The following is a 13,036-nucleotide window of genomic DNA, read 5'->3' on the forward strand; positions in this document are numbered from 1 at the left end:
TTTGCCGCAGGGTGCCCCCTGGCCCTATACTCGACCGTTTTCCGCCCGCCCGGCGAGCCCCGTTGCAGGCCGCTTGCATTCAATGCGGCCCTGGCGACGCAGACAGCTTTCAGAGGTTCCCTAAGTGGACAAAATCCTGATCCGTGGGGCTCGTACCCACAACCTCAAGAACATCGACCTGACCCTGCCGCGCGACAAACTGATCGTGATCACCGGCCTGTCCGGCTCCGGCAAGTCCTCGCTGGCTTTCGACACCCTGTACGCGGAAGGCCAGCGCCGTTACGTGGAATCGCTGTCGGCCTACGCCCGGCAGTTCCTGTCGATGATGGAAAAGCCCGACGTCGACACCATCGAGGGGCTCTCGCCAGCGATCTCCATCGAACAGAAGTCGACCTCGCACAACCCGCGCTCGACCGTCGGCACCATCACCGAGATCTACGACTACCTGCGCCTGCTCTATGCCCGCGTGGGTATTCCGCGTTGCCCGGATCATGACGTACCGCTCGAAGCGCAGACCGTCAGCCAGATGGTCGACCAGGTACTGGCCCTGCCGGAAGGCCGCAAGCTGATGCTGCTGGCGCCGGTGATCCGCGAGCGCAAAGGCGAGCATCTCTCGGTGTTCGAAGAGCTGCGCGCTCAAGGCTTCGTGCGGGCACGGGTCAACGGCAAGCTGTTCGAACTGGACGAGCTGCCCAAGCTGGATAAACAGAAGAAGCATTCCATCGACGTGGTGGTGGATCGCTTCAAGGTTCGCGAAGATCTGCAGCAGCGTCTGGCCGAATCCTTCGAGACCGCTCTTGGCCTGGCCGACGGCATCGCGCTGATCGCCCCCATGGACGACGAGGAAGGTGAGGAAATCATCTTCTCCGCACGCTTCGCCTGTCCGCACTGTGGTCACTCGATCAGCGAGCTGGAACCCAAGCTGTTCTCCTTCAACAACCCGGCTGGCGCCTGCCCGACCTGCGACGGCCTGGGCGTGAAGCAGTTCTTCGACGTCAAGCGCCTGGTCAATGGCGAACTGACCCTGGCCGAAGGCGCTATACGCGGCTGGGACAGGCGTAACGTCTATTACTTCCAGATGCTCGGCTCGCTGGCCGCGCACTACGGGTTCAGCCTGGAAGAGCCTTTCGACGATCTGGCCGCCGAGCACCAGAAGGTCATCCTGTTCGGCAGCGGTACGCAGAGCGTCGACTTCAAGTACCTCAACGACCGTGGCGACATCGTCAAACGCTCGCATCCCTTCGAGGGCATCATCCCCAACCTCGAACGCCGTTACCGCGAGACCGAGTCGACCAGCGTGCGCGAAGAGCTGGCCAAGTTCCTCAGCACCCAACCCTGCCCTGACTGCCGCGGCACTCGTCTGCGTCGCGAGGCGCGTCATGTCTGGGTCGGCGAGAAGACGCTGCCGGCCGTCACCGGCCTACCGGTCGGCGACGCCTGCGACTATGTCGCCAGCCTGCACCTGACCGGCCGCCGCGGCGAGATCGCCGAAAAGATCCTCAAGGAAATCCGCGAGCGCCTGCAGTTTCTGGTCAACGTCGGCCTCGACTACCTGACGCTGGATCGCAGCGCCGACACCCTATCCGGCGGAGAAGCGCAGCGCATCCGCCTGGCCAGCCAGATCGGCGCCGGCCTGGTGGGCGTGATGTACATCCTCGACGAGCCGTCCATCGGCCTGCACCAGCGCGACAACGAGCGTCTGTTGGGCACCCTCAACCACCTGCGCAACCTGGGCAACACGGTGATCGTGGTCGAGCACGACGAAGACGCCATCCGTATGGCCGACTATGTCGTCGACATCGGCCCGGGCGCCGGCGTGCATGGTGGCCAGATCGTCGCCGAAGGCACACCGGACGAGGTGATGAATCACCCCGACTCGCTGACCGGCAAATACTTGTCCGGCCGCGAGAAGATCCGCTATCCGGCGCAGCGCACCCCGCGCGACAAGAAAAAACTGCTCAAACTCAAAGGCGCACGAGGCAACAACCTGCGCAACGTCGATCTGGAAATTCCGGTAGGCCTGCTCACCTGCGTCACCGGGGTGTCCGGTTCGGGCAAATCGACGCTGATCAACAACACCCTGTTCCCGCTGACCGCCACGGCACTGAACGGAGCGACCACACTGGAGGCCGCTGCGCACGATTCCTTCGACGGCCTGCAGCACCTGGACAAGGTGGTCGATATCGACCAGAGCCCGATCGGGCGTACCCCGCGTTCCAACCCGGCCACCTATACCGGTCTGTTCACTCCGATCCGCGAACTGTTCGCCGGGGTTCCGGAATCACGCTCGCGTGGTTACGGCCCGGGCCGTTTCAGCTTCAACGTCAAGGGCGGGCGCTGCGAGGCCTGCCAGGGCGATGGCGTGATCAAGGTGGAGATGCACTTCCTGCCGGACATCTACGTGCCCTGCGACGTGTGCAAGGGCAAGCGCTACAACCGCGAAACCCTGGAAGTTAAATACAAGGGCAAGAGCATCACCGAGGTGCTCGATATGACCATCGAGGAGGCTCGTGCCTTCTTCGATGCCGTGCCAGCCATCGCCCGCAAGCTGCAGACGCTGATCGACGTAGGCCTGTCCTACATCAAGCTGGGCCAGAGCGCGACCACCCTGTCCGGCGGCGAGGCGCAGCGGGTCAAGTTGAGCCGCGAGTTGAGCAAGCGCGACACCGGCAAGACCCTGTACATCCTCGACGAACCGACCACCGGCTTGCACTTCGCCGACATCCAGCAGTTGCTCGATGTACTGCACCGTCTGCGCGACCACGGCAATACCGTGGTGGTGATCGAACACAACCTGGATGTGATCAAGACAGCCGACTGGTTGGTGGATCTCGGCCCGGAAGGCGGCTCCAAGGGCGGCATGATCATCGCCACCGGCACACCAGAGGATGTTGCAGCCAACCCGGCCTCGCATACCGGGCACTTCCTCAAACCACTGCTGGAACGCGACCGCGCCTGAAACGAAAGAGCCCCGTATCAGAGGGGCTCTTTCATGATGGACGACTCGTAGGGTCGCGCCATGCGCACCAAACATCACATCTGGCTTTGCAGGTACTTCTCCAAACCCAGCTTGTCGATCAGCTGCAGCTGGATCTCCAGCCAGTAGGCATGGTCTTCCTCGGTGTCCTTGAGCTGCAGCAAGAGGATGTCGCGGGTCTGGTAATCCTGATGCTTCTCGCACAGTTCTATACCCTTGCTCAGGGCAGCGCGCACTTCGTATTCCAGGGCCAGATCCAGTTTCAACGCTTCGGGCACGCTCTGACCGAAGGAGAAAGGATTCGGCGCCATGTCCGGTACGCCTTCGAGGAAGATGATCCGCTTGAGCAACGCGTCGGCGTGCTGGGTTTCCTCTTCCATCTCGTGGTTGATGCGCTCGTAGAGTTTGCTGAAGCCCCAATCCTCGTACAACCGCGAATGAATGAAGTACTGGTCACGAGCGGCCAGCTCTCCCTTGAGCAGATGCTTGAGATAGTCGATGACTTCGGTATGGCCTTTCATGCCGTATTCCTTGTTGCATGCCTGAACAGAGTGCAATGCTCCGCTTGGCAGGGGCTTCGGTCAAGCAAAAGCACAACGCCTCCACGAGGGAGGCGTTGCGGTTTACTGACGCAGCAAGCTGCTATTTAGCGATTCAGGCCAGATCGAAACGATCCAGATTCATCACCTTGACCCAGGCGGCGACGAAGTCCTTGACCAGTTTCTCCTTGCCATCGGCACTGGCATAGACCTCGGCGTAGGCACGCAATACCGAGTTGGAGCCAAATACCAGATCGTTGCGGGTGGCGGTGTATTTCACCTGGCCATCCTTGCGTGTACGCCCTTCGAATACTTCGCTGCTGCTATCGGTGGCCTTCCATACGGTGCCCATGTCCAGCAGGTTGACGAAGAAGTCGTTGGACAGCACGCCCACCTTGTCGGTGAACACGCCATGCTGGCTGCCGTCGTGGTTGGCACCCAGTACACGCAAACCACCGACCAACGCGGTCAGCTCAGGTGCGGTCAGGGTCAGCAGTTGCGCCTTGTCCACCAGCATCGCCTCGGTGGGCACGCCCAGGTTGCCCTTGCTGTAGTTACGGAAACCATCGGCAGCCGGCTCCAGCACATCGAAGGACTCGACATCGGTCTGATCCTGACGCGCATCGACGCGACCGGCTGCGAATGGCACATCCACCACCACACCGGCAGCCTTGGCGGCCAGTTCGACGCCAACATTACCGGCCAGCACGATCACATCCGCCAGCGATGCCTTGCCGGACGCCTGCTGGATGGCCACGAGCTTCGGCAACACCTGGATGGCGCGCTGATTGACCGCCCAGTCCTTCTGCGGCGCCAGTGCCAGACGCGCACCATTGGCACCGCCACGCTTGTCGCCCCCCCGGAAGGTCGACGCAGAGGCCCAGGCCACGGACACCAGATCCCCGACCGAAAGCCCGGACGCCGCGATCTTCGCCTTCAGATCAGCGATATCGGCAGCCGTCGGGCTGTGCACGGCAGCAGGCAGCGGATCTTGCCAGATCAGATCCTCGCTCGGCACTTCCGGGCCGAGGTAACGAGCCTTGGGCCCCATGTCACGGTGAGTCAGCTTGTACCAGGCACGCGCGAAGGCATCGGCGAAGGCCTGCGGGTCTTCATAGAAGCGCTTGGAAATCTTGCCGAACTCCGGATCGAAGCGCAGGGTCAGGTCAGTGGTGAGCATGGTCGGCTTGTGGAATTTCCCCGGTACATGCGCATCCGGAATGATCTCCGGCGCATCCTTGGCCACCCACTGCTTGGCACCTGCAGGCGACTTGGTCAGCTCCCACTCGAACTTGAACAGGTTCTCGAAGAAGTTGTTGCTCCACAGGGCTGGGGTCTTCGTCCAGGTGACCTCGAGGCCGCTGGAGACGGTATCCTTGCCGGAGCCACTGCCGAAGTTGCTCATCCAGCCCAGGCCCTGCGCTTCTATTGGTGCTGCTTCTGGCTCCGGCCCTTTGTGCGACTCCGGCGCAGCGCCGTGGCACTTACCGAAGGTATGCCCGCCGGCAATCAGGGCGACAATCTCTTCGTCATCCATGGCCATGCGATAGAAGGTGGCGCGAATGTCCTTGGCAGCCGCCAGGTAATCGCCACTGGCATTCGGGCCCTCGGGGTTTACGTAGATCAGGCCCATGTGGGTAGCGCCGAACGGAGCGGTGAGTTCACGCTCGTCGTTGACGCGCTTGGGATCGACCCCCAGCCAGGCTACTTCGGCGCCCCAGTTGACGTCCTGATCCGGCTCCCACACGTCTTCACGCCCCGCACCGAAACCGAAGGTACGGAAGCCCATGGACTCCAGCGCAACGTTACCAGCAAGGATGTACAGGTCGGCCCAGGAAATGGACTGGCCATATTTCTGCTTGATCGGCCACAGCAGGCGACGCGACTTGTCGATGTTGACGTTGTCCGGCCAGGAGTTCAGCGGAGCGAAGCGCTGCTGGCCACGGCCACCGCCGCCACGGCCATCAGTGGTGCGATAGGTACCGGCGGAGTGCCAGGCCATGCGGATGAACTGCGGGCCGTAGTGGCCGAAGTCGGCAGGCCACCAATCCTGGCTATCGGTCATCAACCGCACCAGATCGGCTTTCAGCGCCTTGTAGTCGAGTTTCTTGAAGGCTTCGGCGTAGTTGAATTGCTCGCCCAGGGGGTTAGATCGATCAGAGTGCTGATTCAGCAAGTCCACACGCAGCTGATTCGGCCACCAATCTTTGTTGGTCGTGCCACCACCAGCGACGTGATTGAATGGACACTTACCTTGGTTCGACATGGTTCTCTCCTTCTCCTCATCGGGTCGGTCGCAGCGTGTGCGACCAACGATGGGACAAGCCTAGACCCGCTTCGTCAGGCGAACCAATTCATGAAGCGTAACGGCGCGATAGTTATTTTCTTTCATGCTCCAAACACCCTGCGCACGCCCCACAAACCGCCAGCAGCGCCCTGTACGTACGCCCAACGTAATAATTTCAGGCAACAAAAAACCGGGCACTAGGCCCGGTTTTTTGTACAACCAGCAACTTACTCGGCAGCTTCTACCGAACCGCCGACCGGACGGTCGACCAGTTCAACGTAAGCCATCGGAGCGTTGTCGCCAGCGCGGAAACCGCACTTGAGGATGCGCAGGTAGCCGCCGTTACGGGTGGCGTAGCGCTTGCCCAGATCGTTGAACAGTTTGCCAACGATGGCTTTCGAACGAGTACGGTCGAAGGCCAGACGACGGTTGGCAACGCTGTCTTCCTTGGCCAGGGTGATCAGCGGCTCGGCAACGCGACGCAGTTCCTTGGCTTTCGGCAGGGTAGTTTTGATCAGCTCGTGCTCGAACAGCGAGACCGCCATGTTCTGGAACATGGCCTTGCGGTGAGCGCTGGTGCGGCTGAGGTGACGGCCACTTTTACGATGACGCATGGTTCAATTCCTTACCAAACTTGTTCGTTCGGTGATGATGACGATCAGGCAGTAGCCTTATCGTCTTTCTTCAGACTTGCCGGCGGCCAGTTGTCGAGGCGCATACCGAGGGACAGACCGCGAGAAGCCAGAACATCCTTGATTTCGGTCAGGGATTTCTTGCCCAGGTTCGGGGTTTTGAGCAGCTCTACTTCGGTGCGCTGAATCAGATCGCCGATGTAGTAGATGTTCTCTGCCTTCAGGCAGTTGGCCGAACGTACGGTCAGTTCCAGGTCATCAACAGGACGCAGCAGGATCGGATCGATCTCGTCTTCCTGCTCGATCACCACAGGCTCGCTGTCACCTTTGAGGTCGACGAACGCGGCCAGCTGCTGTTGCAGGATGGTCGCGGCACGACGAATGGCCTCTTCAGGATCCAGGGTACCGTTGGTTTCCAGATCGATAACCAGCTTGTCCAGGTTGGTGCGCTGCTCGACACGGGCGTTTTCCACCACGTAAGCAACCCGACGCACAGGGCTGAACGAAGCATCCAGCTGCAAGCGACCAATGCTGCGGCTTTCATCTTCGTCGCTCTGGCGAGCGTCGGCCGGCTCGTAACCACGACCACGAGCTACGACGAGCTTCATGTTCAGGGCGCCGTTAGCGGCCAGGTTGGCAATGACGTGGTCGCCATTGACGATTTCGACATCGTGATCCAGCTGAATATCGGCAGCGGTAACAACGCCCGGGCCCTTCTTGGACAGAGTCAGGGTCACTTCGTCACGGCCGTGCAGTTTGATAGCCAGACCTTTCAGGTTGAGCAGGATCTCGATGACATCTTCCTGCACACCTTCGATCGCGGAGTACTCGTGGAGTACGCCGTCGATCTCGGCCTCGACTACTGCACAGCCAGGCATGGAGGACAACAGGATGCGACGCAGCGCGTTGCCCAGGGTATGGCCGAAACCACGCTCGAGAGGCTCGAGGGTGATCTTGGCGCGGGTCGAACTGACCTCCTGCACATCGATGTGACGGGGGGTCAGGAACTCATTTACCGAAATCTGCATGGATGCACCTATTTTCTAGCCCTTACTTGGAGTAGAGCTCGACAATCAGGCTCTCGTTGATGTCAGCGGACAGATCGCCACGAGCCGGTACGTTCTTGAACACACCAGACTTCTTCTCGGCGTCTACTTCTACCCACTCAACACGGCCACGCTGGGCGCAGAGCTCGAGAGCCTGAGCGATTCGCAGCTGATTGCGCGATTTCTCGCGAACAGCAACGACGTCGCCAGCCTTAACTTGGTAGGACGGTACGTTTACGGTCTGACCGTTGACGCTGATCGCTTTGTGCGAAACCAGCTGACGGGACTCGGCACGAGTAGCGCCAAAACCCATACGGTAAACCACGTTGTCCAGACGGCACTCCAGCAGTTGCAGCAGATTTTCGCCGGTGGCGCCTTTCTGGCTGGCAGCTTGCTTGTAGTAACCGCTGAATTGACGCTCCAGTACGCCGTAGATACGACGAACTTTTTGCTTCTCACGCAGCTGGGTGCCGTAGTCGGACTGACGGCCACGGCGCTGGCCGTGGATACCCGGGGCTGCTTCGATGTTGCACTTAGATTCAAGCGCGCGAACACCACTCTTCAGAAAGAGATCGGTGCCTTCACGACGAGACAGTTTGCACTTGGGACCAATGTAACGAGCCATTTCTCACTGTCTCCTGATTACACGCGACGCTTCTTCGGCGGACGGCACCCGTTGTGCGGGATTGGCGTCACGTCGGTGATGCTGGCGATTTTGTAGCCGCAGGCGTTCAGAGCACGCACGGCGGATTCGCGACCTGGGCCTGGACCTTTGACGTTAACGTCGAGGTTCTTCAGACCGTATTCCAGTGCAGCCTGACCAGCGCGCTCGGCGGCGATCTGAGCAGCGAACGGAGTGGACTTACGCGAACCGCGGAAGCCCGAACCACCGGAAGTAGCCCAGGACAGGGCGTTACCCTGACGGTCAGTGATGGTCACGATAGTGTTGTTGAAAGACGCGTGGATGTGGGCGATGCCGTCCACCACTGTCTTTTTGACTTTTTTACGAGTACGAGCAGCAGGTTTTGCCATGACTAAATTCCTGTCGATTCGCGAATGCGATTACTTGCGGATCGGCTTACGCGGGCCCTTACGGGTGCGAGCGTTGGTCTTGGTACGCTGACCGCGAACCGGCAGACCTTTACGATGACGCAGGCCGCGGTAGCAACCCAGATCCATCAAGCGTTTGATCTTCATATTCACTTCACGACGCAGGTCGCCTTCGGTATTCACCTTGGCTACTTCGCCACGCAGTTGCTCGATCTGCTCGTCAGTCAGATCCTTGATTTTTGCTGCCGGGTTTACACCGGTAGCGGCACAGATTTTCTGTGCGGTAGTGCGACCAACACCGAAGATGTAGGTCAGCGAGATAACAGTGTGCTTGTTATCCGGAATGTTAACGCCTGCAATACGGGCCATTCAGTGGAACTCCAATTGACAGCTACCTACGCCCCGGAAGCCAAGAAATAGGGCGCGAGATATTAACGCTGTAAAAACAAATAATCAACCCGACAGCGCACTAGCTGCCGGGCTTATCACGCGTGGTTCACACTCAGCCTTGGCGCTGTTTGTGACGCGGCTCTGCGCTGCAGATCACCCGCACGACACCTTCGCGACGGATAATTTTGCAGTTACGGCACAGCTTTTTCACCGATGCACGAACTTTCATTACCAACTCCTCGAACCTTACGGGTGGATCAGCGGAGCATGCCGCTGCCATAGCCCTTCAGGTTGGCTTTCTTCATCAGGGAATCGTACTGGTGAGACACGAGGTGCGATTGCACTTGGGACATGAAGTCCATGACAACCACGACCACGATCAGCAACGAGGTCCCGCCAAGGTAGAACGGAACGTTGGCCGCGACCACCAGGAACTGGGGAAGCAGGCACACGGCCGTCATGTACAGAGCACCGAACATGGTCAAACGGGTCAGAACGCCATCGATATAGCGCGCCGACTGCTCGCCCGGACGGATACCCGGAATAAAGGCACCGGACTTCTTCAGGTTTTCCGCTACGTCTTTCGGGTTGAACATCAACGCTGTGTAGAAGAAGCAGAAGAAAATGATCCCTGCACTAAACAGCAGAATATTCAACGGCTGACCAGGAGCGATCGCCTGCGAAATGTCCTGCAGCCAGCCCAGACCTTCGGACTGACCGAACCAGGCACCCAGCGAAGCCGGGAACAACAGCAGACTGCTGGCGAAAATGGCCGGGATTACGCCCGCCATGTTCACCTTCAGCGGCAGGTGGCTGGTCTGCGCAGCGAAGACCTTACGGCCCTGCTGACGCTTGGCGTAGTGCACCGCAATGCGGCGCTGACCACGCTCGATGAACACCACGAAAGCGATGATCGCTACTGCCAGCAGGCCGATGGCGATCAGAGCGAAGATGTTGATATCGCCCTGACGAGCAGACTCGAAAGACTGCCCGATTGCCGACGGCAGACCGGCGACGATGCCCGCGAAAATCAGCATCGAGATACCGTTGCCGACACCACGCTCGGTGATCTGCTCGCCCAGCCACATCATGAACATCGCGCCTGCCACAAAAGTGGTAACCGCTACGAAGTGGAAGCCGAAATCGCCCGAGAACGCCACACCCTGACTCGCCAGACCAGCGGACATGCCGATAGCCTGAACGAAAGCCAGGATGAGAGTGCCGTAGCGGGTGTATTGGCTGATCTTGCGACGACCAGCCTCACCTTCCTTCTTCAACTGCTCCAGCTGCGGGCTGACGGCGGTCATCAGCTGCATGATGATCGATGCCGAGATGTACGGCATGATCCCCAGTGCAAAGATGCTCATCCGCTCCAGCGCGCCGCCGGAAAACATGTTGAACAAGCTAAGAATGGTCCCCTCATTCTGCCGGAACAGATCCGCCAGTCGGTCTGGGTTGATGCCAGGAACCGGGATGTGCGCACCTATCCGGTAGACGATGATCGCCAGGAACAGGAAACGCAGACGAGCCCAGAGTTCGGACAACCCGCCACCTGCCAGCGCTGAGAGAGCACCTTGCTTAGCCATTTAGTCCTCGAACTTACCGCCAGCTGCTTCGATAGCCGCACGCGCACCTTTGGTGACGGCGATACCTTTCAGGGTGACCGCACGGGTGACCTCACCGGACAGCATGACTTTTACGCGCTGTACGTGTTGGCCAACCAGATTGGCATCCTTCAGAGACTGCAGAGTGACAACGCCTTCAACCTTGTTCAGCTCGGAGGTGCGAATTTCCGCACGATCCATCGCCTTCAGGGAAACGAAGCCAAACTTCGGCAGACGGCGGTGCAGCGGCTGCTGACCACCCTCGAAGCCCGGAGCAATGGAGCCACCGGAGCGGGAGGTCTGACCTTTGTGGCCACGGCCACCAGTCTTACCCAGACCGCTACCGATGCCACGGCCCGGACGGTGCTTCTCGCGACGGGCACCCGGCGCGGAACGCAGATCGTTCAGTTGCATGATTAACCCTCCACCTTCAGCAGGTAGTAAGCCTTGTTGATCATGCCGCGGTTTTCCGGAGTATCCAGAACCTCTACGGTGTGACCGATGCGACGCAGGCCCAGGCCCTTGACGCAAGCTTTGTGATTGGCCAGGCGGCCATTGGTGCTCTTGATCAGAGTCACTTTGACGGTGTTAGCCATGGTTAGAGAATCTCCTCGACGCTCTTGCCACGCTTGGCCGCAACGGATTCTGGAGACTGCATGGTCTTCAGACCCTTGAAGGTGGCATGAACCACGTTCACCGGGTTGGTCGAGCCGTAGCACTTGGCCAGAACGTTCTGTACACCAGCCACTTCCAGAACGGCACGCATGGCGCCGCCGGCGATGATACCGGTACCTTCCGAAGCCGGCTGCATGTACACCTTGGAGGCGCCATGAGCGGACTTGATCGGGTATTGCAGAGTGGTGCCGTTCAGATCCACCTGGATCATGTTGCGACGAGCAGCTTCCATCGCTTTCTGGATGGCAGCAGGCACTTCACGGGACTTGCCGCGGCCGAAGCCGACACGACCCTTACCATCGCCAACTACGGTCAGCGCGGTGAAGGTGAAGATACGGCCACCCTTTACGGTCTTGGCAACGCGGTTAACCTGAACCAGCTTCTCGATGTAGCCTTCGTCGCGCTTTTGGTCGTTATTTGCCATAACTTAGAACTCCAGCCCGCCTTCACGAGCAGCATCAGCCAGCGCCTTGACGCGGCCGTGGTACTTGAAGCCAGAACGGTCGAATGCCACCTGGGTCACACCAGCGGCTTTCGCACGCTCAGCAACCAGCGCACCAACTTTCTTGGCCGCGTCGACGTTGCCGGTGGCGCCATCACGCAGTGCTTTGTCCAAGGTAGAGGCGCTGGCCAGAACCTTGCTGCCGTCGGCCGAGATGACCTGGGCATAGATGTGCTGCGAAGAGCGATACACGCACAGACGCACGGCTTCGAGCTCGTGCATTTTCAGGCGTGCTTTGCGAGCGCGACGCAGACGAGTAACTTTTTTGTCGGTCATTTCTCAGCCCCTTACTTCTTCTTGGCTTCTTTACGACGGACAACTTCATCCGCGTAACGAACGCCTTTGCCCTTGTAGGGCTCAGGACGACGGAAGTCACGGATTTCCGCAGCCACCTGACCCACCAGTTGCTTGTCGATACCCTTGATCAGGATTTCGGTCTGGTTCGGGGTTTCGGCCACGACGCCTTCCGGCAGTTCGTAGTCGATCGGGTGGGAGAAGCCCAGTGCGAGGTTCAGCACCTGACCTTTGGCTTGAGCTTTGTAGCCCACGCCGACCAGTTGCAGCTTACGCTCGAAGCCTTGGCTGACACCGATGACCATGTTGTTCACCAGAGCGCGAGTAGTACCGGCCATGGCACGGTTCTGCTGGTCGCCATTACGAGCGGCGAAGCGCAGTTCGCTACCTTCCTGGATCACTTCCACGGACGAGTGAACGTTCAGTTCCAGAGCGCCCTTGGCACCCTTAACCGAGAGCTGCTGACCGGCGAGTTTGATCTCGACACCGGCAGGCAGCACAACGGGGTTCTTAGCAACGCGAGACATGCTTATCCCCCCTTAGAACACGGTGCAGAGCACTTCGCCGCCGACACCGGCAGCGCGCGCAGCGCGATCCGTCATCACACCTTTGTTGGTGGAGACGATGGAAACACCGAGACCGCCGCGAACCTTCGGCAGGTCATCGACGGATTTGTATTGACGAAGGCCAGGACGGCTCACGCGCTTGACTTCCTCGATGACCGGACGGCCTTCGAAGTACTTCAGCTCGATGGACAGTTGTGGCTTGGCTTCACCATTGACTTCATAACCCGCAATGTAACCTTCGTCTTTCAGAACTTTGGCTACGGCTACCTTCAGAGTGGAAGAAGGCATGCTTACGACGGACTTTTCAGCCATCTGGGCATTACGGATACGAGTTAGCATGTCCGCTAACGGGTCCTGCATACTCATGGGCTAGACGCTCCTGATACAAAAAGAACAGCCATCAAGGCTGTGGGATCATCCAAAAGCTCGGCACGCGAATACCAGGCTCAGGAGAGCCGGACATTCTAGAGACCG

The 13,036-nt window shown here is 59.5% G+C and carries 16 protein-coding genes; 1 reads left to right on the forward strand and 15 read right to left on the reverse strand.

Going from position 1 to position 13,036, the window contains the following annotated elements; genetic code table 11:
• Positions 1-124 precede the first annotated feature (124 nt).
• The gene (gene uvrA / locus HS968_RS22020; RefSeq protein WP_182368689.1) at positions 125-2,959 is read left to right on the forward strand and encodes an excinuclease ABC subunit UvrA; all 2,835 of its coding nucleotides are present in this window, start codon (positions 125-127) and stop codon (positions 2,957-2,959) included.
• 74 nt (positions 2,960-3,033) lie between these two features.
• Here uvrA and bfr read toward each other — a convergent pair whose 3' ends face one another.
• From bfr to rpsH, 15 genes are all read right to left on the reverse strand, one after another.
• Positions 3,034-3,498, reverse strand: coding sequence for a bacterioferritin (gene bfr, locus HS968_RS22025; protein WP_182368690.1), 465 nt, complete (start codon positions 3,496-3,498; stop codon positions 3,034-3,036).
• 133 nt (positions 3,499-3,631) lie between these two features.
• The gene (katG, locus tag HS968_RS22030; protein WP_182368692.1) at positions 3,632-5,782 is read right to left on the reverse strand and encodes a catalase/peroxidase HPI; all 2,151 of its coding nucleotides are present in this window, start codon (positions 5,780-5,782) and stop codon (positions 3,632-3,634) included.
• Positions 5,783-6,030: 248 nt separating this feature from the next.
• A complete protein-coding gene (gene rplQ, locus HS968_RS22035) occupies positions 6,031-6,417 on the reverse strand; it encodes a 50S ribosomal protein L17 (RefSeq protein WP_003243945.1) in 387 nt (128 codons plus the stop codon).
• 44 nt (positions 6,418-6,461) lie between these two features.
• Complete coding sequence (locus HS968_RS22040) at positions 6,462-7,463, reverse strand: DNA-directed RNA polymerase subunit alpha (RefSeq protein ID WP_106738649.1); 1,002 nt, start codon at positions 7,461-7,463, stop codon at positions 6,462-6,464.
• Between the two features lie 22 nt (positions 7,464-7,485).
• Entirely contained in the window at positions 7,486-8,106 is a 621-nt protein-coding gene (gene rpsD, locus HS968_RS22045; RefSeq protein WP_017675608.1) for a 30S ribosomal protein S4, read from the reverse strand.
• 17 nt (positions 8,107-8,123) lie between these two features.
• Positions 8,124-8,513, reverse strand: a complete 390-nt coding sequence (gene rpsK, locus HS968_RS22050; protein WP_003243933.1) for a 30S ribosomal protein S11 — start codon at positions 8,511-8,513, stop codon at positions 8,124-8,126.
• 30 nt (positions 8,514-8,543) lie between these two features.
• A complete protein-coding gene (rpsM, locus tag HS968_RS22055; RefSeq protein WP_003463275.1) occupies positions 8,544-8,900 on the reverse strand; it encodes a 30S ribosomal protein S13 in 357 nt (118 codons plus the stop codon).
• 133 nt (positions 8,901-9,033) lie between these two features.
• Positions 9,034-9,150: a 50S ribosomal protein L36 gene (rpmJ, locus tag HS968_RS22060; protein WP_002555468.1), complete on the reverse strand. Its 117-nt coding sequence runs from the start codon at positions 9,148-9,150 to the stop codon at positions 9,034-9,036.
• Positions 9,151-9,178: 28 nt separating this feature from the next.
• Entirely contained in the window at positions 9,179-10,507 is a 1,329-nt protein-coding gene (gene secY, locus HS968_RS22065) for a preprotein translocase subunit SecY (RefSeq protein WP_106738648.1), read from the reverse strand.
• Positions 10,508-10,939, reverse strand: coding sequence for a 50S ribosomal protein L15 (rplO, locus tag HS968_RS22070; protein WP_119694392.1), 432 nt, complete (start codon positions 10,937-10,939; stop codon positions 10,508-10,510).
• Between the two features lie 2 nt (positions 10,940-10,941).
• Complete coding sequence (gene rpmD, locus HS968_RS22075) at positions 10,942-11,121, reverse strand: 50S ribosomal protein L30 (protein WP_003243922.1); 180 nt, start codon at positions 11,119-11,121, stop codon at positions 10,942-10,944.
• Between the two features lie 2 nt (positions 11,122-11,123).
• A complete protein-coding gene (gene rpsE, locus HS968_RS22080) occupies positions 11,124-11,624 on the reverse strand; it encodes a 30S ribosomal protein S5 (RefSeq protein WP_003243920.1) in 501 nt (166 codons plus the stop codon).
• 3 nt (positions 11,625-11,627) lie between these two features.
• Complete coding sequence (rplR, locus tag HS968_RS22085) at positions 11,628-11,978, reverse strand: 50S ribosomal protein L18 (RefSeq protein WP_017675612.1); 351 nt, start codon at positions 11,976-11,978, stop codon at positions 11,628-11,630.
• Positions 11,979-11,989: 11 nt separating this feature from the next.
• Positions 11,990-12,523, reverse strand: a complete 534-nt coding sequence (gene rplF / locus HS968_RS22090; RefSeq protein ID WP_017675613.1) for a 50S ribosomal protein L6 — start codon at positions 12,521-12,523, stop codon at positions 11,990-11,992.
• A gap of 12 nt (positions 12,524-12,535) precedes the next feature.
• Complete coding sequence (rpsH, locus tag HS968_RS22095) at positions 12,536-12,928, reverse strand: 30S ribosomal protein S8 (protein ID WP_003243915.1); 393 nt, start codon at positions 12,926-12,928, stop codon at positions 12,536-12,538.
• Positions 12,929-13,036 lie beyond the last annotated feature (108 nt).

Origin of the sequence: Pseudomonas berkeleyensis, from assembly GCF_014109765.1 — a bacterium.
GTDB classification, from domain to species: domain Bacteria; phylum Pseudomonadota; class Gammaproteobacteria; order Pseudomonadales; family Pseudomonadaceae; genus Aquipseudomonas; species Aquipseudomonas berkeleyensis.

Coding starts and splice junctions, on each gene's coding strand:
- bfr (WP_182368690.1), bottom strand. CDS start 3,498: ATGAAAGGCCATACCGAAGTCATCGACTATCTCAAGCATCTGCTCAAG.
- katG (WP_182368692.1), bottom strand. CDS start 5,782: ATGTCGAACCAAGGTAAGTGTCCATTCAATCACGTCGCTGGTGGTGGC.
- rplQ (WP_003243945.1), bottom strand. CDS start 6,417: ATGCGTCATCGTAAAAGTGGCCGTCACCTCAGCCGCACCAGCGCTCAC.
- HS968_RS22040 (WP_106738649.1), bottom strand. CDS start 7,463: ATGCAGATTTCGGTAAATGAGTTCCTGACCCCCCGTCACATCGATGTG.
- rpsD (WP_017675608.1), bottom strand. CDS start 8,106: ATGGCTCGTTACATTGGTCCCAAGTGCAAACTGTCTCGTCGTGAAGGC.
- rpsK (WP_003243933.1), bottom strand. CDS start 8,513: ATGGCAAAACCTGCTGCTCGTACTCGTAAAAAAGTCAAAAAGACAGTG.
- rpsM (WP_003463275.1), bottom strand. CDS start 8,900: ATGGCCCGTATTGCAGGCGTTAACATTCCGGATAACAAGCACACTGTT.
- rpmJ (WP_002555468.1), bottom strand. CDS start 9,150: ATGAAAGTTCGTGCATCGGTGAAAAAGCTGTGCCGTAACTGCAAAATT.
- secY (WP_106738648.1), bottom strand. CDS start 10,507: ATGGCTAAGCAAGGTGCTCTCTCAGCGCTGGCAGGTGGCGGGTTGTCC.
- rplO (WP_119694392.1), bottom strand. CDS start 10,939: ATGCAACTGAACGATCTGCGTTCCGCGCCGGGTGCCCGTCGCGAGAAG.
- rpmD (WP_003243922.1), bottom strand. CDS start 11,121: ATGGCTAACACCGTCAAAGTGACTCTGATCAAGAGCACCAATGGCCGC.
- rpsE (WP_003243920.1), bottom strand. CDS start 11,624: ATGGCAAATAACGACCAAAAGCGCGACGAAGGCTACATCGAGAAGCTG.
- rplR (WP_017675612.1), bottom strand. CDS start 11,978: ATGACCGACAAAAAAGTTACTCGTCTGCGTCGCGCTCGCAAAGCACGC.
- rplF (WP_017675613.1), bottom strand. CDS start 12,523: ATGTCTCGCGTTGCTAAGAACCCCGTTGTGCTGCCTGCCGGTGTCGAG.
- rpsH (WP_003243915.1), bottom strand. CDS start 12,928: ATGAGTATGCAGGACCCGTTAGCGGACATGCTAACTCGTATCCGTAAT.